This window comes from Methylocystis sp., from assembly GCF_050246715.1.
Taxonomy (GTDB): domain Bacteria; phylum Pseudomonadota; class Alphaproteobacteria; order Rhizobiales; family Beijerinckiaceae; genus Methylocystis.
The window spans coordinates 1-24327 of sequence record NZ_JBFWVN010000030.1 but is presented as its reverse complement, the minus strand read 5'-3'; the positions used below and the strand labels follow the sequence as shown (position 1 = coordinate 24327).

The following is a 24327-nucleotide window of genomic DNA, read 5'->3' as shown; positions in this document are numbered from 1 at the left end:
GAAAACAGCCCTGCGGACTTGTCTCTTATAGTCCAGTCGCGCCGCGTCGTCGCGTTGCGCGCATATCGGGGCATATGGCGTAAAGGTAACAACAGCCTATTCCACCAGCGAGCCATTGGCCGCCAGCACCGAGGCGGCGAGATAGAGCGAGCCGGCGATAAGGACGCGCGGCGGCGCATCGAAGCTGCGCGTCGAGAGCAGCGCCAGCGCTTTCTCGACGCCTTCCGCCGCGGCGCCCGGAATGCCTTCCGCCACGGCGAGGCGCGCCACTTCTTCCGGCGGCCAGCTCTTATGTTCGCCCTCGACCGGCACCGCGACGACCTCGCGCGCGAGGCCGACGAAATGTCGTAAGAGCGCGCGAACGTCCTTGGTCGTCTGCGCGCCGCAGATCAGCGCCAGCGGACGCGGCGACTTGTCGTGAAACTCGGCCATCGCCTCGGCCAGCACCCGGCCGCCGTCTTCATTATGGCCGCCGTCGAGCCACACCTCTGCGCCCGGCGGCGCGAGATCGACAATGCGGCCCCTTGTGAGGCGCTGCAGTCGCGCCGGCCATTCGGCGCGCGTCAGCCCGGCCTCGATCGCCGCTGTTGGAATGTCCGGCGCGACGGCGCGCAGCGCCGCGATGGCGCCGGCGGCGTTTTCATGCTGGTGGCGTCCGGCGAGCCGCGGCAGCGGCAGATCGAGCAGACCGCGCTCGTCTTCATAGACGAGGCGGCCATTCTCGTTGGCGATGTTAAAGTCCCGTCCGGCGATGAAAGCCGGCGCGCCGGCGCGCCGCGCCTCGCGCTCCAGCGTCTTGGCGACGAGCTCCGATTGAAAGCCGATGATCGCCGGCGCGCCCTTCTTCAGTATGCCGGCCTTCTCATGCGCGATCTTCTCGACCGTATCGCCGAGAAATTCGAGGTGATCGAGGGAGATCGAGGTGATGATGGCGGCCTTGGGGTGCGCGACGACATTGGTCGCGTCATAGCGCCCGCCGAGACCGGTCTCGAGCAGCAGCCAGTCGGCCGGCGCCTCGGCGAACAGCGAAAAGGCCGCCGCCGTCGTGATCTCGAAAAAGGTGATCGGCTGCCCGGCGTTGGCCTGTTCGCAGCGCTCCAGCGCCGCATTCAGGCGCGCGTCGTCGACGAGCTTGCCGCCGCCTTCCGCGCCAAGACGAATGCGCTCGTTGAAACGCAGCAGGTGAGGGGAGGTATAGACATGCACGCGCTTGCCGGCGGCTTCGAGCATTGCGCGCAGAAAGGCGATCGTCGAACCTTTGCCGTTGGTGCCGGCGACGTGAATGATCGGCGGCAGCCTAAGGTCAGGCCGTCCGAGTGCGGCGAGGAGCCGCTCCGTGCGCCCAAGCGACAGATCGATCTTCTTTGGATGGAGCGTGAGCAGTCGCGACAGGATCGCGTCGTGCTGATCCATTGCGGCCGCGCCCTCGAATCGTCAGGCGGCGGCGCGGCGCGGCGGCGACTTCGTCAGGAGACCGCATAGGCGCGCCAGAGTCTCGCGCATCTCCTGACGCGGCACCACCATGTCGACCATGCCGTGGTCGCGCAAATATTCGGCGCGCTGGAATCCTTCGGGAAGTTTCTCGCGGATCGTCTGCTCGATGACTCGCGCGCCGGCGAAGCCGATGATCGCGCCAGGCTCGGCGATCTGCACGTCGCCGAGCATCGCGTAGGACGCGGTGACGCCGCCCGTCGTCGGATTGGTCAGCACGACGATATAGGGCAGGCGCGCTTCGCGCAGGCGCTGCACGGCGATCGTCGTGCGCGGCATCTGCATGAGCGAGAACATGCCTTCCTGCATGCGCGCGCCGCCCGACGCCGTGAAGATGACGAATGGCGTGCCCTTGGCGAGCGCATATTCGCAACCGGCGACGATCGCCTCGCCCGCCGCCATGCCGAGCGAGCCGCCCAGGAATTCGAAATCCTGAACGGCGACGGTGACGGGCGAGCCTTCGAGATTTCCAAAGGCGAGAATCACCGCGTCGGCCATGCCGGTCTTGACCCGATATTCCTTCAACTTGTCGACATAGCGCTTGATGTCGCGAAACTTGAGCGGATCGAGCGGCGCTTCCGGCGTCGCCAGCAATTCGCATTCGCCGCCGTCGAACAGATTGGCGAGCCTGGTCCCGATCGGACAGCGCATATGATAGCCCGAGCCGGGCACGACATAGAGGTTCGCCTCGATGTCCTTATGGAAGACGAGCTGACCGCTATCGGGACATTTGACCCAGAGATTTTCGGGCGCCTCGCGCTTGATCAGCGCCTTGATCTTCGGCGGGACGACATTCGAATACCAATTCATGACACGAGCCTCGTCAACCAGCTCATCACGCCGCCTTTGGGACGGGCGCTGCGCACGCCTTGTGAAATCGACGCGACCAGCCCGGTCACCGCGCTGACGCTCGAAGGGCCGGCGCGGCCTTCCGCATCGAGCGAAGACTTGAGCGCATCAACCAGCGCCGTTCCGACGACGACGCCATCGGCGTTGCGGGCGATTTCGGCGGCGTTTTCCGCATTCTTGACGCCAAAGCCGACGGCGATCGGCAGCGCCGTATGTCGCTTGATGCGCGCGACCGCCTGGCTTACGCCGGCATAGTCCGCAAGCGCCGCGCCGGTGATGCCGGTCAGCGACACATAGTAGACGAAGCCGCTCGTATTTTCGAGCACCTTGGGAAGCCGCCTGTCGTCAGTCGTGGGCGTGGCGAGGCGAATGAAATTCATGCCGGCGCCGCGAGCCGGAATACAGAGTTCGGCATCTTCCTCGGGCGGCAGGTCGACGACGATGAGGCCATCAACCCCGGCGGCCTGCGCGTCGTGCAGGAAATCGGCGACGCCGTAGACATAGATCGGATTATAGTAGCCCATCAGCACGATGGGGGTGGCGTCGTCGCCGGCGCGGAAGTCGGCCACGAGCTTCAAAGTCTTCTTGAGCGTGGTCCCGGCCTTGAGCGCCCGCAGGCCAGCGGCCTGGATCGCCGGTCCGTCCGCCATCGGATCAGTGAACGGCATGCCGACTTCGATCACATCCGCGCCGGCGCCGGGGAGCCGTTTCAAAATATCGAGCGACGTCGCGAGATCGGGATCGCCCGCCATCACGAAGGTCACCAGGGCGGCGCGCCCGTCCTTCTTGAGGGCGGCGAAACGATCATCGATGCGGGTGGGCATAAGTGACAGGCGTCCTTCGTCACGCGGCGCAATTCTTCACAACGCCTCTTTAACCAGCCGGGGTCGGATTTTCGGCCTTCGCAGAGCATAGAGGCCGCCGTTGCTTAGTGCCTGGGCGCTGTCCCGTCCACTGTTTTTGCGCGCGCTAAATCGTCACCTGCGCGCCGAGTTCGACGACACGGTCGGAGGGGATCGAGAAGAAGTCGGTGGCGTTGGCGGCCTGGCGGGTGAGCGCGATATAGAGCTTGTCCTGCCAGACGGGCATTTCGGAGGAGGGGCTTTCCTTGATCGAGCGCCGGCCAAGGAAGAAACTGGTGGTCATGATGTCATATTTGAAGCCGGCCTTGCGCATGGCGGCGAGCGCCGCCGGAACGCGCGGACTTTCCATGAAGCCATAGTGCAGCTTCGCCAGGTAGAAGTCGTCGGTGAGCTTTTCGATTTCGAAGCGCATTTGCGGCGCGACGCGGGGCCGGTCCTCGGTCCTCACGCAGATCACCAGCACCCGCTCATGCAATACCTTGTTGTGCTTTAGATTATGCATCAGCGCGGCGGGCGCGACGTCAGGATCGCTGGTCAGAAAGACCGCCGTGCCCGGCACGCGCGTCGGCTTCGACTTTTGCAGCATCGCGATAAGCTCCATCATCGGGATGGAGTCGCGATGGGTTTTCTCGGCAAGAAGACGCGTGCCGCGCATCCATGTCCACATGATGATCATGACGCAGCCGCCGAGCGCCAGCGGCACCCAGCCGCCGTCTTTGACCTTCATCAGATTGGCGGTGAGGAAGGCGAATTCGACGACGAGGAAAGAGGCGGCGAAGAGGATCGACACGAACAACGGCCAGCCCCATTTGCGCCAGGCGACGATAAACAGGAGCGATGTCGACAGCACCATCGTGCCGGTGACCGCGATGCCATAGGCTGACGCCAGCGCCGACGAACTCTTGAAGGCGACGACGAGCAGCAGCACGCCGATGAGCAGCAGCCGATTGATGCGGCCGATGTAGATCTGCCCTTCCTGCGAGGCCGACGTATGCGTGACCTCCAGGCGCGGAATGAGGCCGAGCTGAATGGCTTGCCGCGCCAGCGAGAAAGCGCCGGTGATGACCGCCTGCGCGGCGATTGTCGTCGCCAGCGTCGAAAGGATCACGAGCGGCAGCAGCGCCCAGTCCGGCGCAAGCAGGAAGAACGGATTGCCGACCGCCTCAGGGCGCGACAAGACGAGCGCGCCCTGGCCCAGGTAATTGAGCAGCAGCGCCGGCAGCACGAAGCCGAGCCAGGCGGTCCTGATCGGCCCGCGGCCGAAATGACCCATGTCGGCGTAAAGCGCCTCGACGCCGGTAACGGCAAGAAACACCGAACCGAGGACGACGAAACCGAGCCAGCCGTGCGTTAGGAGAAACGTAATGCCTTGGCGCGGATCGAAACTGCGCAGCACCTGCGGCGCTTCGGGAATATGCATCGCGCCCAACACGCCAATGCTGAGAAAAAAGACGATCATGATAGGCCCGAACAAGGCCGCCACGCGCGCCGTGCCGTGACTTTGCGCCCAAAACAGCGTGACAAGGATGAAGATGGTGATCGGCAGAACGAATTCGTTGAAGCGATGCGTGACGAGTTCGAGGCCTTCGATCGCCGACATCACCGAAATCGCCGGGGTGATGATCGCCTCGCCGGCAAAGAGCGCCGCGCCCCCGACGCCGAGCATGAAGGCGACTTTCGTGCGGCGGCCCATAGCGGTCTGCGCCAAAGCCATGAGCGAAAGAATGCCGCCTTCGCCGCGGTTGTCGGCGCGCATGACGAAGATGACGTATTTGATCGTCACCGTAAAAATGAGCGCGAATATCAGGAGAGAGATCGCGCCGAGAACGGACTCTTCGGTCAGTGCGTCATACTCGACCTGATGAGCGAGCGACTCGCGCAGCGCATAGAGCGGGCTCGTGCCGATGTCGCCATAGACGACGCCAATCGAGCCGACGATGAGCCCGGCGAGTCCGCCGCGCGCCTGCTCGGACCCGTGATGAGCGTGAACCTGCGTCCCATCGCCGCCGGAGGCAGGGCCGGCGTCGGATCGCTGCGTCATGGGACGTTTCCTTTGATAAGACCCGCCGCGGCTCTTACCGAAGCTGCGGACGGGCGCTCGCTCAGGCCGCGCGCGAATAGGAGCAAGGGTTCGTCTCCTTCGGCGCGGGCCGTCGATACGGTGCGGCGATATACGCGGTTTCGCGCGCGATGAGAAGTCGCGGCGGCGGCGCAGGCTGGCGGCGTGAGCGGCTAGACGACGCGCGTCCCTTTTTTAGCTAATCTTAACGTCAACTTCTCTGGAGGCCTCATGTCCTCATCTTCGACCAATGCCGGCCGGTTCGCCCAGGCGGCGGGCGCGCCCTCGCCAAGCGCCATTGTCACGGATGCGCAGGAGCTAGAGGCGGGCATGACGACTCTGTCTGGCGGCGCGCCCGCCTATTTCGCCCGTCCGCAGACCGGCGGGGATTTCCCGATCATTCTCGTGGCGCAGGAAATCTTCGGCCTGCACGAGCATATTTGCGACATCGTGCGGCGTTTGGCCAAGCTTGGGTTTGTCGCCATCGCGCCCGACTTCCTCATCCGCTACGGCGACCCGCAGAAGGCGCCGGACATAGAGGCGATTCGCGCCATCGTCGCCAGGGTCCCCGACGCCGAGACGATAGCGATCTTCGATGAGGCGCTCGCTTACGCCGCCGGCAGAGGGGGCGATCCGGCGCGCGCAGCCATCATTGGATTTTGCTGGGGCGGCCGCATCGCTTGGCTTTATGCGGCGCATAATCCGCGCCTTCTTGCCTGCCTTCCCTGGTACGGTCGTCTCGACGGGCAGCATACGCCGGAGCAGCCGCGGTGGCCGATCGACGTCGCCGCCGAGCTGAAAACGCCGACGCTCGGCCTCTATGGCGGCGCCGATCCGAGCATTCCGGCTGAACTCATCGAGGCGATGCGTGAGCGTCTCAAGGAGGCGCAGGCGCCGACCGAGATCGTCGTCTATGAGGGCGCGCCGCACGCGTTCTTCGCCGACTATCGCGAGTCTTATCGAGCAGACGTCGCTAAGGACGCCTGGGCGCGGGCGCTCGCCTTTCTATGCGCGAAAGGCTTGGGGTGACCGCCGCTTAGCGCGGAACGAGCGCGATGATGCGCGCGGGGCCGCCGGAGCCTTTTTCGATCTTCATCGGCAGAGCGATGACGATCGCGCCGGTCGACGGCAGCTGGTCGAGGTTGGTGAGGTTCTCGAGACCGCCGATATTCGCGGCGCCGATAATCCGATGCACCATGAACTCCTGAGACGGTCCATTATCGACGCTCGCCGTGTCGACGCCGATGAAATTCGGATGACGTTCCTTCGCGAGCCAGGCGGCCGCTTCCGGACCAAAAGACGGGAAATGAAGATGGGACGCGTCGCCCGGCGCGTCGTCGCCCAGATAGGCCTTTTTGTCGGGCCAGCGCGAACTCCAGCCGGTGCGCAGCAGCACGATGGCTTTGTCTGGGATACGGCCATGCGCCGCCTCAAAGGCGGAAATGTCTTCGACCGTCAACAGATAGTCCGGATTCGCCTCGGCCTTGGCCGTAACATCGATGACAACCGCCGGACCCACGAAGCGTTCGGCGGGAATATCGGAATTTGTCCAACGGCCTTCGGCGAAATGCATCGGCGCGTCGAGATGCGTGCCGCCATGCTCCGGCGAACAAAAAGCGTTCGCGTAATAGAAGAAACCCGCCTTCGTCGGCCCCTTGTGCAGCACTCTGAGTTCAAAACCGGACGGCGAGGTCGGCCAATAGATGGTTTCGGCGTTAAAGGCATGGCTGAGGTCGATGACCTTGCTCGACGCTAGATCGAGGCTTTGCGCATGCGCCGATTCGAATCGCGCGACGAAGAACAGCAGACAAAGAATCAGGCTAGAACGTAGGCATGGTCTTTTCATATTGGTGATTCTCCAGAAGATGCGACCGCGCGGATGAATTAAAAATCGCTCGCGATTCCGTTAACTTCCCAGTCACCGTAGCGAGCGGGATCAGGTCCGCCGCGACCGCCAAGCTCTTCGGGCGGTTCCGGACGTTGCGCGGCTTCGCGGCGGCGCGCTTCCGCTTCAGCCAAAGCTCGCTGCGCGGCTGGCGACAGCTCTGCGCGCCGCTCCTTCGATCTCGTTGTGACTTCCGCCTTCGACACGGCCTCTTCTCCATGCATTCCTCGCCCGTCGCGACTCCTATTGTGCTATGATTCGTTAGGGGAGAGGCCGTTTGGCGGACAGCGACAGTAGATCATTTTCCACTCGAACCAAATCGGCGCGCGTCTCGGCGCGGCAAGGGTCGCGGCAAGGCTTCGTGCCCGCCGAAGCGGTGCGGGAAGCGGAAGCTGCAAAGGTTCCCGGACTGCCGGCGCGACTCGCCGCCGCCAACATCATCGGCGACATCGTGCAGGGCGGCCACCGCCTCGATGAATGTTTCGCTGCGAACGCCGTTCCTTGCCGACTCTCCGGACTCGAGGCGCGCGACGTGGCGCTCACGCGCTCAATCGTCACGGTCGCGCTGCGACGACTGGGCGTCATCCGTTATGCGCTTGGCGAACTCCTCGATAAAGGGCTGCCGCGTCAGGCTGTGCGCCTCGAATTTTTACTCATCGCCGCCGCCGCGCAAATCCTGTTTCTCGAAGCCGCCGATCATGCGGCCGTCGATCTCGCCGTGCGCGCCGTGCGACTTGAACCGAAAACCGCCGCTTTCAGCGGTCTCGTCAATGGCGTGCTGCGCAATCTCGCGAGACGTCGCGAGGAATTCCTGGACATTGCCGCAAGCGGCGAGCATGACGCGCCGGCATGGCTGATGCTGCGCTGGCGCAAGCATTACGGCGAAGAAACGGCTCGGGCGATCGCGGCTATGCATATGCTCGAGCCGCCACTCGACCTTTCGGTGAAGGACGATCCAGAGGGGTGGGCGCAGCGGCTGGACGGCGTCGCGCTGCCGACAGGCTCGGTGAGGCTGCGCACGCATGTGCCGATCGCCGATCTTCCGGGTTACGATGAAGGCGAATGGTGGGTGCAGGACGCGGCCGCCGCCCTGCCGGTTCGGCTGCTCGCGCCCCGGCACGACGAGCGCCTGCTCGACATGTGCGCCGCGCCGGGCGGTAAGACGGCGCAGATGGCGCTCTCCCGCGCTCACGTCGTCGCGCTCGACCGTTCGGCCGAGCGCTTGAAGCTGCTCGCCGCCAATCTCGCGCGGCTGCAATTGCACGCCGAAGTCGCCGTCGGCGACGCAGCCGCCTATCAGGCACCGCCTTTCGACGCGATTCTGATCGACGCGCCCTGTTCAGCCACCGGAACGATCCGGCGCCATCCCGACGTGCCCTGGACCAAGAAGCCGGGCGATATCGAAACGCTCGCGAGGCTTCAGACAAAGCTGCTCAACCGCGCCGCGCTGCTCACGCGCGCCGGCGGGCGCATCGTCTATTGCACTTGCTCCCTGGAGCCTGAGGAAGGCGAACAGCAGATCGCCGCCTTTTTGCGCCGCAATCCGGATTTCCGCCGCGCGCCGATCGAGCCAGGCGAAGGCGTGCCTGACGAATTCATCAACCGCGACGGCGACCTGCGGACCTTGCCGCATTATTGGCCGAACGAAAATCCGCGCCTTGCCGGCATCGACGGCTTCTTCGCCGCGCGGCTCCTGCGGTCGGCTTAGAGCATTTTCCGCCGAAGCGGATTCCGGTTCGGCGTGGAAAATGCCTCAGTTCAAGAAACTGGAGCGCGTTGATGAATCGATGATTCATCAACGCGTTCTATAGCGTCTCGACGAGGGGCGCGAATTCCTTCACCACTTGCTCATAGACCGTCCGCTTGAACGGCACGATCAAATCCGGCAGCGCCGACAGTTCTTCCCAGCGCCAGTCGTCGAATTCCGGCTTATGCGCCCCGCCGCCCGGCGCGTGAATATCGATTTCGCGTTCATCGCCCGTGAATCGCAGTGCGAACCACCTCTGGGTCTGCCCGACATATTTGCCGCTCCAGCGATTGTTGGAGCCCTGCGGGAGGTCGTAGCAGAGCCAGTCCGGCGCTTCGGCGAGCAACGCCGCGCTCGATACGTTGGTCTCTTCATAGAGTTCGCGCAGCGCCGCTTCATAGGGCGTTTCGCCCTCGTCGATGCCGCCCTGCGGCATCTGCCAGAGATAGGGCGGACGGGTCTGGTCGTGGGCGCCCTTGGCGCGCCGCCGGCCGATGAAGGCGAGACCCTGCGCATTGAGCAACAGGACGCCGACGCAGGGACGATACAATCCGCGTCCGCTCATCGCCGCGTCTCGCGGCTGGCGCAGGCGCCTAGTTGGCGACCCTCAGTCATTGCGTCGGTCATCCGCTCCCCCGGCCATCGGAATACGCCGCAAACTATCTTTCCGATCTTTGGCGTCAATTGTTGGCCGTTAGGCGCCGTGCGTCAGCGCGCCGTCGGCTTCCATCAGTTCGAGCAGCATGCCTTCCCGCAATCCCCGGTCGGCGATGCGGGTCCGCGGCGCCGGGAAAAGCTCGCGAATCGCCTCAAAAATCGCGCAGCCGGCGAGGACGAGATCGGCCCGCTGCGGTCCGATGCAGCCATTGGCGACGCGCTCCTCGAAATCCATGGCGCGCAGCCGCGCGATCGCCCGGCTCGCGTCATCGTCGCTCATCCACAGGCCGTCGACGCGCCAGCGGTCATAGCGTTCAAGCCCGAGATGAACGCCGGCCAGGGTGGTGACGGTGCCCGACGTGCCGAGAAGATGGAAGCGCGGACAGCGTCGCTCATTGGCCATTCGATGCGCGAAGGGCGCGAGACTCTCGCGCGCCTGCTGCGCCATCGCCGCGAATGTCTCGGCCGAGACGCTGCGGCCGCCGAAATGCTCGGCGAGGGTGACCACGCCGATTTCGAGCGACGTCCAGGCGCGAAGGGCGTAGGCGCCGTTTCCGCTGCGCCGTTCGCGAGTGAGCCAAACGAGTTCGGTGGAGCCGCCGCCGATGTCGAACAGCAACACGCTTTCGGCGGATGGATCAGCGAGCGCGCCGCAGCCGCGGGCGGCGAAGCGCGCCTCGGTTTCGCGGTCGATGATGTCGAGGCGCAGCCCGGTGCGCTCGTGCACGCGCTCGATAAATTCGTCGCCATTGGCCGCGCCGCGGCAGGCCTGGGTGGCGACCAGCCGCGCGCGGGTGACGCCGCGCGCTTCCATCTTTTCGCGGCAGATGTCGAGCGCGGCGATGGTGCGCTCGATCGCCGCCTCGCTGATCCGGCCCGCCTTGCCGAGTCCCTCTCCGAGCCGCACGATGCGCGAAAAGGCGTCGATGATGCGCAGACTGTCGTTGTTGCGCCGGCGCGGCCGGCGCTCCGGGCGGGCGATCAGGAGCCGGCAGTTGTTCGTGCCAAGGTCAAGCGCGGCATAGGTTTGGCGCGCGCCGAACGCTTCGGGCGTAACGGCGCCGCCGATTTGGAGCTCGTGCGCAGCCTGCGCCGACGCCGTTGAGGGTGGGCCAGCTTCCCTCACTCGATCCATTCCGTGATGCCGCTCCGTCTCGTTTCGCTCCGCGCCGGATCGCCGAAAGCGAAGCGACGACGGTCGAAACGCCACGAAGCGGGCGTAAATTCCCTACATGCCGGATCGTCGCGCCGCCCGCAAGGGCGCCGCAGGGCGGAGCGGCGCGCAGCGCCAGCCGCCGCATGGCCTGCGGCTGTTGACACTGTCGGCGGCGCTCTCTAGAGCAGGTTCCGAAAAAGTTGACAGACTTTTTCGATCAGAACCTGCTCCAGCGTTTTGATTTTGAGCGATTCCTTATCGATCACATGATTCCATGTGATCGGGAAGCGCTCTAAGTCACCAGCGGTTCGCGCGAGCGCTACGCCGCGCTATTGGGGGATAGTTCAACGGTAGAACAGCGGACTCTGACTCCGTTAATCTTGGTTCGAATCCAGGTCCCCCAGCCAATAAAATCAAATAGTTATGAATGTGCGATTCGTGTTAGCCACCGATTAGCCACTATGTTAGGTGCGCTTATAGCCTCTGCGCGTCGAACATTTGTGAGGCTAAGAAACGTGGCTCTCGGATGGCGCGCAGGTGCCTTCTTAGCCAGACGAGAGCGCTCGCGGGAGCGCATCAGGAACGCGCGGAGGGCTTCGCGCAGCTTTAAGGACGGTGACTCGTTGGCTTCTGCGACACCTCGACACGAACGAGGCGCCTAGGTAGCCTCACGCCGCATGTTGGTCTTTCTGATCGTCCTTTTTGCCGTGCTTTTCATCGTCTTCGGCGTGCTGGGATATGGCGCGCTTCAGGACGGGTTGCGGCTTCTGTATTCGGGCATTTCGGTCATCTGCTTCATCTGGGTTTTGATCCTGGGGCTTCGCCTCGCGATGCAGGGCGATGCGCCGGTGCCGTCGCCACCGGCGGCAATCGACACGCCAAAGATTGCGACGACGGAACCGATAAAAGCTGAGCCTGTCCCGCCGAAGCCCCCGATGGTCGCCGTTCCCGCCACGCTGCCGAAGCTGGCGGAAAAGGGAACGTCCTTCCATTTGGAGCCGAGGCAGAGCAGCCCGATCTTCCGAGTGCCGAGCGGGAAAAAGGCGCATGTTTCGGTTTTCGGCGGCGCTCTCACTGTCTATTCAGGGGGAGTCGTTAAGCTCACATGCGATCGCCGCGGCTTCACGATTGCCGGAGCAGGCGACGGCAATCAGTTCGTCGCGTGCGATACGGCGGTGGATGTGGTGATCGATGATGTCGCTGATTAGGATCGCCATCGCCGTTCGCGATCAAACGGCGATGGCGGCCGCGCGTCAAACCTGCGCGTTCTCTTCGTCGTTCGTCGTATAGCGCGACAGGGCCTCGAACGGCGAAGAGGGGAGCGGGCTCGGAGTCTGCGGATTGGATCGCCCGGCAGATTTTTGCGGGCACGTGCGTGCGGTATGTTCTGTGCTTCCGCATATCGAGCACTTCTGCTTCTTCGGCGATCCCCCCGCGAAAAGCTCCGCAAGCTGCTGGTCGATCTCCTCGCGCTTTCGAATGAGTTCTTTCGCTGCGGAGATGCGGCTTTCGATGCTCATGCTTTTCTCCTGTTGTCGTTTGCATGATTGTCATTGACGTGGCGCAGGCGCTGACGCGCCATAGCGACGTACTCCTCGTCCTGTTCAACGCCGATGAAGTTGCGGCCGAGCAGCTTCGCGGCGACGGCTGTAGTGCCCGAGCCCAAGAAAGGGTCGATGACGGTGTCGCCGGGCTTGCTGAACGAAGCGATGCACCACTTCATCACTTCGAGCGCCTTCTGCGTCGGATGCCCGACGCGCGGTTCTTTGCTGTCACGGACGAATCCGCGCCAGCGGCTGTTGAACACCTGCGCATTCTTGTCGAAAGAGGTCCAGGCGATCTCGCAATCGGCGAACGTGTGGCAGGGCAGCCCGTCGTTCTTCCACCAGACGAGCCAGCACCGAGAAGCCGGGAGCATGTTCGCAAAGTAGTTGCCACCCCAAATGATCTGCGCTTTGCTGACGCGGCGCATTTCGTCGAAGTAGGCCTTTGGGGGCGCGCTGGTGTCCCAACGCTTGGGCGTGAAGGGGCGGCCGGTGCCGATCTGCCCTCGTTTTGAAATGCCGATGCCGTACGGCGGATCGGTGCAAAGCAGGTCGATGCTTTTGTCTGGCAACCGTACCAGGGTGTCGAGACAGTTCCCAAGAATGATTCGATTCATTGATGTCCTCCGTTTCGAGAGGACATCCATTGATACCGAATTTTTGCGGCTGTCACCGTTCGCTATATTTCATCGGGCGTGAATATGTGGCTTATGAGAACGAGTGCGGAGTTGAAAAAAGTTTTCGCAACGCCCAGGAGAGTATTCTCCGGCCGCGACAATGTGGTGATGACGGGGCGGCCCGGAGCGGGGAATCTGATTGAGGGCGCGGCCAGTTAATCGAGTCTTTTGACGAGGCATTTAGTGACCCGCTCATACGACGCCTGTGATTTTGGATTTTTCGCTCATGGAGCGGTGACAGGACTGCTTGCTTCGCGACAGACGGCTTGATAGGCGGAGGGGGGCGTAACCTCTCTAGCCCGCATAGAGAGTCTTATGGGTGTCAGCACGATCATACCCGGCGTCTTATGTGTCGCCTCTGCATTGCCCGATCCACCGTTCGAATTCATGGACGGCGACGAGCCGCGCGGGTTCGATGTTGAACTCATGCAGGCCGTCGCTGCCGAGCTTGGGCTCGCATGGCGGCTCATTCCTTATGCCGACGCGGACTTCAATGGCATCTTCGGCGGCTTTGCGAGCGGCAAGTGGGATTGCGTCGCATCGGGTGCGACGATCACTCCCGAGCGTCTGCGGCTGGCTTCCTTTTGCACGCCTTACATCCGTTCCGGTCAAAGTCTGGTTTGCAACATCATGGCGACGCCGCAGGTCAGGTCGATAGACGATCTGCGTGGCATGATCCTTGGAGTGCAGCGCGGCAACACCTCTGAACCAGTGGCCCGCCGGCTAAGAAATGAAGGTCGGATCGCCGATGTGCGTACCTATGCCTATCGCGACATCGGCGTCATGTTGGACGATTTAGCCGCTGGAAAGATCGGCGGGGTAATGAAGCTCGCTCCCGTGATGCGCTGGATGACCAGGAGTCGTCCCCAACTACGCGTCGTGCAGGAAGAGATCACTGATGAGCGACTTGGCGTCGCCGTCCGCTTGGGCAATGATTCCTTGCGCGTGGCGATAAGTGATGCCCAAGCGCGATTGCAGGATAGCGGCGCGCTTCCGCAACTGGTGAAGAAATGGCTCCAAGCGTAATCCGTTGTATCCACCTGTTCACAGGAACGGACGGTCTCTCTCATGTAGAACAGATCGACCTTCCACTGGGAGTCATACATCCCGTGAAGATTGCGCGCTTCGAGGAGACCGCGGCTGGCTCTTCGCTCGACTGGCATACCGCGCCATGTGAACAATTCGTCATTACGCTCTCCGGTACGCTGGAGTTCACCACGCGCGACGGCGAAACGTTTGTGTTGCGACCGGGGGAGATTCTGCTCGCGTCCGACACGACCGGGTCGGGGCACCGCTGGCGTCTCATTGACGATAAACCGTGGCGACGACTTTATGTCGAGCTTGCCACTCCTTTTGCTTTGCCATGAAATAGCCTGGAAACCAGTGGCGGGCGATAAGCTAAGGGCTGCGCAGAGCGAAAGTAAATGTCACTGATAGAACGACAAAGATTGTTATGCTCGCCCGGTCGTTACCCTTAGGAAGTGGGCGCTTCGCCACTCGCATTCTTCGTCGCAGTCTCGGTTGTGCCGCCCTCGCCAGCCCATTCAAGCAGCCTCAATCAAGCGCGGGTCGTCATCGCTGACGCCGGATTTGTTGACGCGGGTCGAAACAATCCATTCTTTTAACGCATCCTCGGGCGGCGGGCGCAGCAGGGAAGCAAGGTTGTCGCCGCGCATCCATGCCGTTGCGTCGAGCCAGTCGACGATGATCGGCTGGCGGTCGTGATAGGCGCTCATCCATTCATTGGCAGGTCCAACGATGATCGTCGCCGAGAGAACGTCTTGACTCTCCGGGTCGCGCCAATTGTCCCACAGTCCGGCAAGGGCGAGCGGGCGTCCATCTGCAGCAGTGAAGTAGTGGGGGGTACGCGCCGATTTTGGCCCCGTCCATTCATAGAAGCCACTGGCGGGAATGATGCAGCGGCGCGACTTGAAGGCGCCGCGCCACATAGGGCCGTCTGCGACGCGCTCCGCGCGCGCATTGAATGTCGAGGGCACTTCTTTGAGCGATTTCTTCCACCAGTAGGGCACAAGACCCCAGCGCATAGGAACAAGTTCGCTGCTATTGCCGGCAACGCGGATGACTTCGATCATCGTCGTCGGCGAGATGTTGTATCGCGGCGCGAGATTGCGCGGCTGGCCGATAAGGTCGGCAAGCCGTTGGAGTTCTTCCCAACTAAGGTGCTGCGTAAAGCGTCCGCACATGACGCGCCCCTGTTCCGCCGGATTGTGTTGTAGACAAATCGCAAGGCTTTAGGAATGCCGAGGCCATTTCCATTTGTGAAGTCGCCGCATATGTCGGCCCCCTGCCGCAGGATAGGACATTGATGCCCTGAAAGCAGCGGCAACAGTAGCGACCAACAATCATCCTCTTCGTCATCTCATTGCACTGTTGGTCTCGCTGTTGGGTTCTGATGACAAGGAAGCAAAGAGCCTCGCGTGAACGCGAGGCTTCGTTGTCAGAACAACGTCGGCTCTTCGAATCTGCCGCGAGCCGTCTTCTGAGTCGGCGGCCGGCAGTCTTCCTTGAGAGGGAAGAGCGTCTGCTGCTCGTTCTTCGCAGCTTTGCGCTGTTCCTTGCGCAGCCGCAAAAGCTCTGCCCAAAGGAACCGCTTGCCGTCTACGACGAGATAGCGCGGGCCGCTCATGGCTAATACTCTTCTGCGAGCATGAGCGTCAGAACACGCGTCGTCTTCGTCGGATCGGCGGGGTCTTCCGACCCGTATTCCATCTTCTGGTCGTAATAGTCGATTTTCCAGAAGAAACGCTCTCCGGCGAGATCGAACGCGCCAAAGTCGTGCTCGCCATGCGGGTCGTTTTCTTGGTCGAAAGCATCGAAGGTCGCGACCTTGCGGATCGCCATCGCTCGCACGTCGCTCGGTAGGGAAGCGACGCCGGCTGTCAGAACAGGCAAGCCCTTCGAGCGCTCGAATGTTTTGCGGAACGCATCGTTCAATTCGCGGATGCGGTCGCGCGTTGCGCTGTCAATGTGCGGCATAAGGTGTTCCTCCTCTCAATCGACGCGCCGTGTTGGTGCGCCGAAGAGAGGGGAGGAGCCTGTAGAAATGATACACCCGCCGGCCACAAGCGCCGGCGGCAATCTGCGAGGAAAATTGCGAATCACCAATGAAATCGTTAGCAATCATGCATGTGTGCGTCGGATTATAATTGGTCCATTACCCTCCAAAGGACAAACCATGGCTAAGGCAACAATTCGAAAGAGTCCGGCAAGAAATACGAGCGCAGCAGCGCCCGCCGCCGTTCTACCGATCAAGGACACTTATACGAAGTCGGCGCTCATCAACCTTATTGCCGAAGAGAACGACATTGCTCGCAAGACCGCCGCGGGCGTCTACGCGACGCTGGAGAATGTCTTTCTCGGGTCTGTACACCCGCGGGGTATCGGCGAGTTCACTTTGCCGGGTCTTCTGAAGGTGACGCTGCGCAACGTGCCGGCGCGCGAGGCGGGGACGCTGGTTCGCAACCCGTCGACGGGCGAGATGGTGCCGGCCGCCGCGAAGCCCGCGAGCGTGCGCGTCAAGATTCGGCCGCTGTCGAAATTGAAGGCCGCCGCGATAAAGTAAAGCATCGTCGGTCGGCCCCCGCCTTGCTGTCAGCCATGAGAACGCCCTGCGTCAAGAGACGCGGGGCTTCTTGTCATTCGATATCGTCGACCATTTGCTTCGCCTGTTTTGCCTCGGAATGCTCATACTGTCACCGCTGCGATTAAAACAGCCTGCCGGCGCGGAGCGATGATGACGGTGCACGTAATGCTGCAACCGCGAAGGCGAAGGCCGAAGTATGAGCGGCTGAAATCTTGGAGATTGCTGACACGCATTGGTGCGATTCACTGTTTGAACGTGCTTCCCGGCAGTGTTAGCCTGAATAGAGAAGCATCAAGGGATGAACGCCATGAGCTTCTTGGACGGTGGGCCGAAGCGACCAAAGTTCGAAGGCGAACGACACGACTACCGACCCAAAAGGCCGCGCTTCACGCCGGCGCTCATACTGATCGGCATGCTGCTCTTCGCGATCCTTGTTCGAATTTTGCAGCTCCAGGGCTACTTCTGATCTTCGACTTATTGCGCCTTTACCGTGATGGGAAGTAGGCGCATGAGCTGGTGGTAAAAATCAGACGCAAGAGTCCGCAAAGTCATTAGTCAAATCAACGCCTTGCGCGCATCGAGCCGGTTTCAAACGTCTTATTCTCACCACTAGTGCGCGCTTCACTGCGCTGGGAGGACTGTCATGAATGGGTCGGCGTCCGGCGACTTGATGCGCCAGTGGTATTCGCCGAAACGATCGAGGGTAGCGGCGTTGTTCTCCGCATTGTGATTGAGGACAGTAACGCCGCGCTCAAGCGTCACGATGAGCCGGCCATCAATCTCTGCTTCCGTGCCGATAAGTTGACAGGGTGCGCTTGCATCTGGGCGGGAGCCGGCGATCATGATGGCGCCGTTTGGTTGCGGGCGTATGCTGAACACCGGCATCTCGCGTGAGGGAAAGTATGAGGACTCGCCATTGGCCCGAGAACGCTGCGAGACCACCGCATAACGCCCTCGGCCGAGATAGTCGGCCTCTGTGAAGCCTTCCTGGCGCAATTGTGCAGTAGCGTCTTTGAGGCGCCCGTCTAGGTGCGGTTCCAGGAAGCCGGCGCGGCTGGCCTGTATCAGCGCGGGCACGAAGATCAGTGTCCCCTGATAGGAATAGCTATAGCTGCCGTTGGCGCGGATCGAGACATTCGCATCGAATTGCTCTGGCGCAAGCGTTCGAAAGAAGTTGCGCATCTCGCACCCTTGATCACCATTACTATGTAGGTCAGTGACCTCGGGAGACAGCGACAGGCTCGGCATCTTGCGATGCGGAAGGAAGAGTCCCAAGATCGGAGGCATCGAGAATAAATGGCCAGGGAACCTCGACTGAGGCTTATTCCCGGATGCCATCGCGGGGGCAAGGATGTCTAAGAATTCTAATGGGGCCGAAAGCGTGCATGCAGGCGCAGATGGAAGCGCGCCGCAAGCGTGGGTGTGGAGCCAATACAAAGATGTTTTGCCGGGCGTCGAAAACCGCGGCGCTGCCGTAGCGAGGGAGTCTGCTCCGCCCACAGTGAGCCGGAGTCAATCCAAAGTAGAGCTCCCGCAAACGGTCAGCGGCGGCCCATCAGCGCCGGAGACGGAAGCGCTGATTGACGTGGACAGAGCGCGGCATCCGCTTGCTGTTGCAACCGGGCTTGCAGCGGCAGTTGTGATCCTCGTCGCACTGGCTTGGCTCTTTTCGCGGTAGTGACGCTTTCGTAGCTCGCGGCAATCTTCATCGCCGCCTCGGTGTCAAAGACCGGATCATTGGGCTGCTCCTCGCTATCAGCGAACCGGAATCGGCGCGCTGAAGCGCGAGGGGCAGCGGATTTTGCGGGTATGACACGGGTGGCAGTGTTTGCCCGCTCTCGCGGCCCGCGTCACAAAGGAATTGTACCAACAGCCGGCGTGCAGGCCGCGCTCGCGCCCGGTGCGTCGGAAGCGCTAGCGCGCGCGACGAAGCGCGGAGCGCGGGAAAAACTCATTGTAGACGTGCTCGTCGAACCACGCGCATTTGATGTCGAAGAGGGAAAGGTCAGGAATGCGCACGGTGAGCGCGAGCGCATACATAACGAGCTGGGCGAGCGGTTTGTCGGTGCGCGCGCCGGGCTTGTAGTCGAGGATGTGCACGGCGCCGTTGCGCACCTGGAGGAAATCGAGGTGCCCGGTGAACGAGCGCGGGAAATGCGTCGTGGCGTCGAGCGGAGTGACTTTCGGGATAAGCTCGATGCCGCGTTGCCGTTCGAGCGCGTCAATCTCGGGCTCGGTGAGCCAGACGGGTATCTCGATCGCCACGGTGGAGCTGTCGGCCGTGAGCATGAAGCGCTGCAACTTGGGATGGCGCTGATAGTTACTGCCGACGGACGGGATGATGAGCGCAGCGGCCGCCGTCGCCGCGTTCTGTTTCTCGATGACGATGAGTTTTTCTTGATCGATGAAATCGGCCGCGAGCTGGGAGCCGCGCGCGGCCGCGTCGTCGGTGAAGAGGCCGTGCGGGCAAGTCTTGGGGACGGATTCGAGGAATGCGGCCACGGGCGCGGCGAGGCGACTTACGTCTTCGTGCGGATGGGGCGTTGTGCGCCGCTCTCTGGCGGCTGTGCCGCCCGAGGCCGCGTGCTTTGCCATGCTCGCGCCGGCGCCTGCCGTCTTGCGCGCGGCGGGCGGGCGCGACAGGAGGGCGAGCTTGGCGCGGTGGTAGGCAAACTCGTACACCTGGCGGTGGTAGAGCTTGATGGCGCGTATCGACGCCTGCGGCGTGAGGCGTGGCTTGAGCGAGCGCGCGGCCGCGCGCAGGCGGCGATAGGTCGTGAGTTCGGGATGCTCGTCGAGCCATCGCTGTAGCGTGAGGCGCGAGGGGCGCAGGGAGTAGCGACTGCCGAGCAGCGCTATCGTCTCTTCGGCCGTGTAGCCGAGGCAGAAGAGCATGATGCCGTCGAGGATGACTTTGAGCGGGTAGGTCTTGTGGCGAAGGCCGCCGGGGTCGGGCGCGTAGGTGCGCAGACACTTCGGGGTGTGACACTGCCAGAGCTGCGCCGTCTCGTACTTCTTCTTGCGGGTGCCTGCGCGCAACGGGCGGGGCGCGCCGCAGAAGGGGCAGTGCGTTTGTTGCTTGACGGTGTGTGCGGGCTTGCGGGCGCGCGACGGCATACGCAGTGTGGTCTGTCGAGCATAGCACGGATTTGATACTCGCGCTGTTGTCGGGGCCGTGGCCGGGGGCCTGCGGTGATGTATCAGATGCGTCGGTTGGCGATGTATCAGATTCGAGGGGTGACGACCCCACGACGTTGATGCCCTGGGAGGCGCCGCTGGCGCTCAACAGGGCGGCGAGTTGGTCGGCGGTGATGCACACGGCGGAGCCGTCGGTTTTCTCGGCGCAGAGGCGGTTGGTGATGGTGGCGTCGTCGGCCGTGAGATCGGCGGTGATGAAGCGCTCGGCGAAGCCCGAAATCGACGCGACTGCAGTGTCGAGCTTCGCGGAAAGCTCCTTGATACCGAGGATGGCGGCGCAGGGGTTTTGGCTCTGCTTGGCCGTGTTCGGGGGTTTGGTGCGGAGCTGCGCTTGCTGCTGCGGGTGCGCTGGGATTGGTTAGGTGACGCGCAACGCGCGATAGATTATGCGCGTGTGTTTTGAGACGATATGTCGGCCCTATAATACATAAAAACAGGGGAGTATGGGCATGCATCAAAAACGGTGGTTGTTGACAGTCACTTAGAGCGCCGGGGCATTTGTGGAATTATCGCTTGTTGTGGGCGTTGGTGATGAAGGCGCTCAAGGGAAGTTGATGTTCCCACACTGGCAGAGCCCCCGACAGTAGCGTTCCCGGTAGAGCCAAAATATTCCCACCCCTCCGCTCGTACCTTCTTCTCTATCAATTGTTCGAACTCTTTGTCTGTAAGTGCTTCAGGTGAAAATTTCTTCAATATTCTCGCAGCCCAGGGCCTAATTCTGGCAGCGTTCTCCTCTTTTGGGTCGGCGCGCAAAACGGCAACTGCGATCTCAACATATTTGAGATTCAATTCCTGCTCTCTGTTTTTTTCGGTAATTTCTAGTTCCTGGGCTCTATTTCTTTCTGTAATTGCAAAAGCGATATAGCCTGCAACCACTGTAGCTGTGGTCACAATTGCTAGCATGATGAGTTCATGCAAGAGGTACCGATCGGTCTTCTGATTACTTGGCGGTGTGGTGCTTTGCGGCTCGTCCGTGGTGGACTCGATGTTGATCCGTTGTTGGTCGGACATTGCGTGAGTCCTAAACGGGACGCCCCTTCCGCGAGAAGGGGCGTGCTTCGTTCTCTGAAGCTAATTAAACGTGACGTAGACGGCAAGGATCGTGAGTCCGAGCGTCACACCGCCGAGACAGAACAAGAGGCTGCGAGGACGAATTTCATTGCACATTTGATTCTCCATCTCTGTAAATCGATCCAACAACAGCGGCCAGGTCGATTTTCCAAGGATGGAAAGCCAGAAGTGACTATCTTTGTAAAGTATACATGAAATAATATACTTGTCAATACTATACAAAAAGCCGCCGGCTATCTCGGCGGCTCTTTGATGTTTGCGATGATGCCAGTTGCCGGGTTCGCCGACTAGACTTGTCGTCCCGCCGTGGCGGGGCGAACGCTCGTCCTTCTCGTCTTTCGGAACCGGTGGAGCTGCGTCGGATGGCTAGGCGGCGGTGGGGGCCGCCAGGGTCGTGGTTGCGGGAGCTGCGTTGTCGTTGGCGGGCGCTGTGTTGAAGGGATTGTCGTTGGCTGGCTGCGGCTCATCGGACGGCAGCTGGGCGTCGTCTTGCGGGGCAGCGGGCATGCCGAAGTCGGCGGGCGATTGCACGGTGACGGTGCGCGTGACGGTGCTGGTGAGGCCGGTGGTGGGCGACGTGACAGTGTAAAGAATCGTATGCTCGCCGGGTTCGCTGGTGTCGATGGAAATTTGGGTCGTAGTCGCATCGTCGAGGATGATGGTCAGTCCGAGATTGAGGTCGGATGTTGGTGCGGTGATGCGCGCGCCGAGGTCGTTGTACGAGGCGCCGCGGTCGATCGTGCTGGAGGCGTTGCCGTTGAGGGCGATGATGGGGGCTTGCGGCGATGTATCAGATTCGTCGGTTGGGCTTGCGGGCGGCGTATCAGATTCGAGGGGTGATGACCCCACGACATTGATACCCTGGGAGGCGCCGCCGGCGCTCAACAGGGCGGCGAGTTGGGATTTGGTGAGGCACAGGGGTGCGTTGTCGTTCGCGCCGTCGGTGATGCAGAGTTTCCGGGTGCTGGTGGTGGTGAAGGTGCCCATGTCGGCCGCGACGTTGGAGGCGAAGATGTCGCGGGCGAAGATTGCAGTGATGCCGTTGGAGGCGTCGCCAAGCCAGGCAATGAGGGAATCTTTGAAGGTGCCGGTGATCGCGGCGATTTCTTTCGTGGCGTTGACGAGCGCGGCGAGGATGGGGCGGTCGCTCAAGGAGAGATAGCCGCTCGGACTCTCGCCGACGGCTTCGGGAATGATTTTCTGCACGTTCTGTGCGGAGAAGCCGGCGTAGGTGGTGGAGGTGTCGTAGCCGGTCTCCGGTTTCCAGCGATAGAGGATCGGGTCGATCTGCATGACGGCGGAGAGTCCGGGGTCGAAAGAGCCCTGGACATCCTTGAGCCGCTCGTCGGACGATACCGACACATTGCCATTGGCGTCTGTCTGCAAAGAACCCACGCCGAAGTTTGAGAAACGCACCGTGCCGGTGGTCGAGAGTTGCGCCGTCGGCGTGGTTGTGCCGATGCCGACGTTGCCGGAAGAATTGATAGCCATTCGTACCGACTCGGAACCGCCATAGTTGTTCTGTATGAAGAACGCATTATTCTGGGAACGCAAGCGGTGTCCGCCGCCGCTGTCCTGAAGGACGATATCTGCATTTTGGTCAGTTGAACGGAAGAGCGCAGTAATGTCGACTGCGCCGCTATTAACCTCTAACTTGTTGTTGGGACTCGTCGTCCCGATGCCGACGTTGCCGTTGTCTTGGATCACGAAGCGGGGCGTGTTGGCGGAGTCGGCGACGGCGAATGCGAGGCCGGTGCCGGTACCCGAGCCGGTGATCGAGAGCTTGCCCCAGGGGGTGGTGGTGCCGATGCCAACTTGTTGAGTACTGAAGACTGCACTGCTACCATTTGCGCCTGAACGCGACAACGTCAGCACATCATTGTAAGCGGAGAATGAGTCGTTGACCGCATACAAATGGAACGTTCCGCTTACGTCACTGCTCATATCCCAAAATTTTTGGTCGGTGCTGGCACTCGTGTTCGTGAAAAGCAGATCGCCGTGAGTTGTAAAAGAATCTGCGGTCACATTGCCATCAACATTCTGATTAGTTAGCGATGGAGTCAACGTACCGCCACCCGAGAATACATTTACAGGATTTGTGTTGTTTTCAGTCTGCCAACCATTGAGATTTACTGTCACGCTTGAAGTAGCTTCTATAGCCGTGTGTCCGCTATCTGAAAGATTCCACTGGCGTATCCGGATATTTGAAAGGTTGACTACCTGCGGAGCGATCGGTGAAGGAGGTGCGTAGGAGAACGACAGAGCCGCAAGGCCGTTGCCATTAAAGTCACCATTAGCAATGGAAATGTGTTGATTCTCTGCAGATGCCGGATTCGCGACACCCACGCTTTGGACGCACTGGGAGCTGGGGTTCGTTGGGTCGACATAGCAATATAAATTCGCAAATAATACCGTAGCGTCATCCTCAATTCTTAGACCCACATTGGGGCCATCGAGACCCACGTTCGATGCGGACAGTGCGTACGTGGAGCCGTTATAGGCTGCAATTTTCGTCGTCTCTCTGAAAAAGCGCCACGCGGTATTCATATTGAAGAGAAATATGTTGCTGAGCTGAGGGTTGTCTACTCGTCCAAATAGCATGCCGGTTGCATGTGAATGCTGGTACGAAAGCACGTTCGAATCTCCCGACCAATAGGTCCAACCAAGATGCACGTTCTGTATATGTGGTTCGTCACCGTTTCCATTGATGTAGATGCCCTTATCGAATATCTGGCCGTATACGTTGTTTATGTAACCGCCGCGAACGTTTTCCATACCGATAAAATCGTAGCAATTGCGGCACATGACGTTTTCTACGGTAAGGCGATGACCGCCTTGGTCAGCGTAGTAATCGGCGTATGCGTAAATTGCCCACGGTGCAGCGTTGGCGGTCCAGCTTGCTGCGGGAGCCGGCTGGTTAGTCGTAATCTCCAGATCGCGGATGGTCGCATTAGTACCGGTTACATAGAATCCGTAGGGGTCATTTGAAGCTTGATAGCTCAGATAGATTACCGTCCCGTGATTCGGCGTTGACGTCGGTAGTTCGCCAAAACCGTCACCATAGATAGTGGTGTCCATTGGTACCGTGATGCGTCCTGTTAACTTGTACCTACCCGCGGGGAAGTAAATACGCTTTCCCTCATTCGCGTTTATCTTTGCCTGAATCGCTGCGGTGACGTCCAAAGAACCGGTGTAGGAACGTACGTCACTGATCTCGCCTGCGCTCATGCCATCAAAAATATTGACGACATCAGAAAGACGATCCGAGATCGGGCGTGCAAACGAGGCGCCATCAGAGGCTGTGTATGAAAGGTTCGTAGCGCCGATACAGACGAGCCTTCGCCAGGCGTCGCAGGCGGCGTCGATGATAGCGTCGTAATTTTCGAAGACGCGGTTCGAGAGTAAGCGTGATCTTATGACCAGGGGTGGCTAAGCGGCGACGGCGTGAGGCGCGGCTTTCTCCCATTTCCAAGGGAGCAGTTCGTCGAGCTTTGAGATCGGGTGATCGGCGATGCGGGCGATGACA

At 61.3% G+C, this 24327-nt stretch carries 25 protein-coding genes and 1 tRNA gene; 9 read left to right on the top strand and 17 right to left on the bottom strand.

Annotation, left to right across the window (positions count from 1 at the left end; all coding sequences use genetic code 11):
- Nucleotides 1-96 precede the first annotated feature (96 nt).
- From AB7I51_RS10810 to AB7I51_RS10795, 4 genes are all read right to left on the bottom strand, one after another.
- The gene (locus AB7I51_RS10810; RefSeq protein WP_428406196.1) at nucleotides 97-1413 is read right to left on the bottom strand and encodes a bifunctional folylpolyglutamate synthase/dihydrofolate synthase; all 1317 of its coding nucleotides are present in this window, start codon (nucleotides 1411-1413) and stop codon (nucleotides 97-99) included.
- A gap of 21 nt (nucleotides 1414-1434) precedes the next feature.
- Complete coding sequence (gene accD, locus AB7I51_RS10805; protein WP_428404700.1) at nucleotides 1435-2301, bottom strand: acetyl-CoA carboxylase, carboxyltransferase subunit beta; 867 nt, start codon at nucleotides 2299-2301, stop codon at nucleotides 1435-1437.
- Nucleotides 2298-3164, bottom strand: coding sequence for a tryptophan synthase subunit alpha (trpA, locus tag AB7I51_RS10800; protein WP_428404701.1), 867 nt, complete (start codon nucleotides 3162-3164; stop codon nucleotides 2298-2300). The genes accD and trpA overlap by 4 nt, the downstream gene beginning before the upstream one ends.
- Nucleotides 3165-3309: 145 nt before the next feature.
- Nucleotides 3310-5244, bottom strand: coding sequence for a potassium transporter Kup (locus tag AB7I51_RS10795; RefSeq protein WP_428404702.1), 1935 nt, complete (start codon nucleotides 5242-5244; stop codon nucleotides 3310-3312).
- A 249-nt stretch (nucleotides 5245-5493) separates the two neighbouring features.
- On the opposite strand from AB7I51_RS10795, the gene AB7I51_RS10790 reads away from it, so the two are divergent.
- The gene (locus tag AB7I51_RS10790) at nucleotides 5494-6291 is read left to right on the top strand and encodes a dienelactone hydrolase family protein (RefSeq protein ID WP_428404703.1); all 798 of its coding nucleotides are present in this window, start codon (nucleotides 5494-5496) and stop codon (nucleotides 6289-6291) included.
- Nucleotides 6292-6298: 7 nt separating this feature from the next.
- On the opposite strand, the gene AB7I51_RS10785 is transcribed toward AB7I51_RS10790, so the two are convergent.
- Nucleotides 6299-7108 carry a cyclase family protein gene (locus AB7I51_RS10785; protein WP_428404704.1) on the bottom strand — a complete coding sequence of 270 codons (810 nt, stop codon included), beginning with the start codon at nucleotides 7106-7108 and terminating at the stop codon, nucleotides 6299-6301.
- Nucleotides 7109-7146: 38 nt separating this feature from the next.
- Complete coding sequence (locus AB7I51_RS10780) at nucleotides 7147-7371, bottom strand: DUF1674 domain-containing protein (RefSeq protein WP_428404705.1); 225 nt, start codon at nucleotides 7369-7371, stop codon at nucleotides 7147-7149.
- Nucleotides 7372-7508: 137 nt separating this feature from the next.
- On the opposite strand from AB7I51_RS10780, the gene AB7I51_RS10775 reads away from it, so the two are divergent.
- Entirely contained in the window at nucleotides 7509-8855 is a 1347-nt protein-coding gene (locus AB7I51_RS10775; RefSeq protein WP_428404706.1) for an RsmB/NOP family class I SAM-dependent RNA methyltransferase, read from the top strand.
- Nucleotides 8856-8952: 97 nt separating this feature from the next.
- Here AB7I51_RS10775 and AB7I51_RS10770 read toward each other — a convergent pair whose 3' ends face one another.
- Both AB7I51_RS10770 and AB7I51_RS10765 read right to left on the bottom strand, forming a co-directional pair.
- Complete coding sequence (locus AB7I51_RS10770) at nucleotides 8953-9459, bottom strand: RNA pyrophosphohydrolase (protein ID WP_428404707.1); 507 nt, start codon at nucleotides 9457-9459, stop codon at nucleotides 8953-8955.
- A gap of 129 nt (nucleotides 9460-9588) precedes the next feature.
- On the bottom strand, nucleotides 9589-10677 hold the full coding sequence (locus tag AB7I51_RS10765; RefSeq protein WP_428404723.1) for a Ppx/GppA phosphatase family protein: 1089 nt from the start codon (nucleotides 10675-10677) through the stop codon (nucleotides 9589-9591).
- Nucleotides 10678-11040: 363 nt separating this feature from the next.
- Here AB7I51_RS10765 and AB7I51_RS10760 point away from each other — a divergent pair.
- A tRNA-Gln gene (locus AB7I51_RS10760) sits at nucleotides 11041-11114 on the top strand.
- Between the two features lie 270 nt (nucleotides 11115-11384).
- On the top strand, nucleotides 11385-11915 hold the full coding sequence (locus AB7I51_RS10755; protein WP_428404708.1) for a hypothetical protein: 531 nt from the start codon (nucleotides 11385-11387) through the stop codon (nucleotides 11913-11915).
- A 45-nt stretch (nucleotides 11916-11960) separates the two neighbouring features.
- Here the strand turns inward: AB7I51_RS10755 and AB7I51_RS10750 are convergent, their stop codons facing one another.
- Both AB7I51_RS10750 and AB7I51_RS10745 read right to left on the bottom strand, forming a co-directional pair.
- Complete coding sequence (locus AB7I51_RS10750) at nucleotides 11961-12227, bottom strand: hypothetical protein (RefSeq protein ID WP_428404709.1); 267 nt, start codon at nucleotides 12225-12227, stop codon at nucleotides 11961-11963.
- Nucleotides 12224-12868 (bottom strand): DNA-methyltransferase, encoded by a 645-nt coding sequence (locus AB7I51_RS10745; RefSeq protein ID WP_428404710.1) that lies wholly within the window; start codon nucleotides 12866-12868, stop codon nucleotides 12224-12226. The genes AB7I51_RS10750 and AB7I51_RS10745 overlap by 4 nt, the downstream gene beginning before the upstream one ends.
- 447 nt (nucleotides 12869-13315) lie before the next feature.
- Between AB7I51_RS10745 and AB7I51_RS10740 the strand changes: the two genes are divergently transcribed.
- Nucleotides 13316-13954 carry an ABC transporter substrate-binding protein gene (locus AB7I51_RS10740; RefSeq protein ID WP_428406195.1) on the top strand — a complete coding sequence of 213 codons (639 nt, stop codon included), beginning with the start codon at nucleotides 13316-13318 and terminating at the stop codon, nucleotides 13952-13954.
- Between the two features lie 83 nt (nucleotides 13955-14037).
- Complete coding sequence (locus tag AB7I51_RS10735) at nucleotides 14038-14295, top strand: cupin domain-containing protein (RefSeq protein ID WP_428404712.1); 258 nt, start codon at nucleotides 14038-14040, stop codon at nucleotides 14293-14295.
- 177 nt (nucleotides 14296-14472) lie between these two features.
- Here AB7I51_RS10735 and AB7I51_RS10730 read toward each other — a convergent pair whose 3' ends face one another.
- From AB7I51_RS10730 to AB7I51_RS10720, 3 genes are all read right to left on the bottom strand, one after another.
- Complete coding sequence (locus AB7I51_RS10730) at nucleotides 14473-15132, bottom strand: SOS response-associated peptidase (protein WP_428404713.1); 660 nt, start codon at nucleotides 15130-15132, stop codon at nucleotides 14473-14475.
- Nucleotides 15133-15386: 254 nt separating this feature from the next.
- Nucleotides 15387-15575 carry a hypothetical protein gene (locus AB7I51_RS10725; RefSeq protein WP_428404714.1) on the bottom strand — a complete coding sequence of 63 codons (189 nt, stop codon included), beginning with the start codon at nucleotides 15573-15575 and terminating at the stop codon, nucleotides 15387-15389.
- Nucleotides 15576-15577: 2 nt separating this feature from the next.
- Nucleotides 15578-15925, bottom strand: a complete 348-nt coding sequence (locus AB7I51_RS10720; protein ID WP_428404715.1) for a DUF3768 domain-containing protein — start codon at nucleotides 15923-15925, stop codon at nucleotides 15578-15580.
- Between the two features lie 199 nt (nucleotides 15926-16124).
- On the opposite strand from AB7I51_RS10720, the gene AB7I51_RS10715 reads away from it, so the two are divergent.
- Both AB7I51_RS10715 and AB7I51_RS10710 read left to right on the top strand, forming a co-directional pair.
- Nucleotides 16125-16511: an HU family DNA-binding protein gene (locus tag AB7I51_RS10715; protein ID WP_428404716.1), complete on the top strand. Its 387-nt coding sequence runs from the start codon at nucleotides 16125-16127 to the stop codon at nucleotides 16509-16511.
- A gap of 328 nt (nucleotides 16512-16839) precedes the next feature.
- Nucleotides 16840-16998 (top strand): hypothetical protein, encoded by a 159-nt coding sequence (locus tag AB7I51_RS10710; RefSeq protein WP_428404717.1) that lies wholly within the window; start codon nucleotides 16840-16842, stop codon nucleotides 16996-16998.
- A gap of 155 nt (nucleotides 16999-17153) precedes the next feature.
- Here the strand turns inward: AB7I51_RS10710 and AB7I51_RS10705 are convergent, their stop codons facing one another.
- Both AB7I51_RS10705 and AB7I51_RS10700 read right to left on the bottom strand, forming a co-directional pair.
- Nucleotides 17154-17714 (bottom strand): hypothetical protein, encoded by a 561-nt coding sequence (locus AB7I51_RS10705; protein ID WP_428404718.1) that lies wholly within the window; start codon nucleotides 17712-17714, stop codon nucleotides 17154-17156.
- Nucleotides 17715-18446: 732 nt separating this feature from the next.
- Entirely contained in the window at nucleotides 18447-19649 is a 1203-nt protein-coding gene (locus tag AB7I51_RS10700; protein WP_428404719.1) for a hypothetical protein, read from the bottom strand.
- A gap of 181 nt (nucleotides 19650-19830) precedes the next feature.
- Here AB7I51_RS10700 and AB7I51_RS10695 point away from each other — a divergent pair, with 181 nt between their 5' ends.
- The gene (locus AB7I51_RS10695; RefSeq protein WP_428404720.1) at nucleotides 19831-20133 is read left to right on the top strand and encodes a hypothetical protein; all 303 of its coding nucleotides are present in this window, start codon (nucleotides 19831-19833) and stop codon (nucleotides 20131-20133) included.
- A 74-nt stretch (nucleotides 20134-20207) separates the two neighbouring features.
- Here the strand turns inward: AB7I51_RS10695 and AB7I51_RS10690 are convergent, their stop codons facing one another.
- Both AB7I51_RS10690 and AB7I51_RS10685 read right to left on the bottom strand, forming a co-directional pair.
- Entirely contained in the window at nucleotides 20208-20741 is a 534-nt protein-coding gene (locus AB7I51_RS10690) for a hypothetical protein (RefSeq protein ID WP_428406194.1), read from the bottom strand.
- 426 nt (nucleotides 20742-21167) lie between these two features.
- A complete protein-coding gene (locus AB7I51_RS10685) occupies nucleotides 21168-24029 on the bottom strand; it encodes a tail fiber domain-containing protein (protein ID WP_428404722.1) in 2862 nt (953 codons plus the stop codon).
- Nucleotides 24030-24327: the final 298 nt, after the last annotated feature.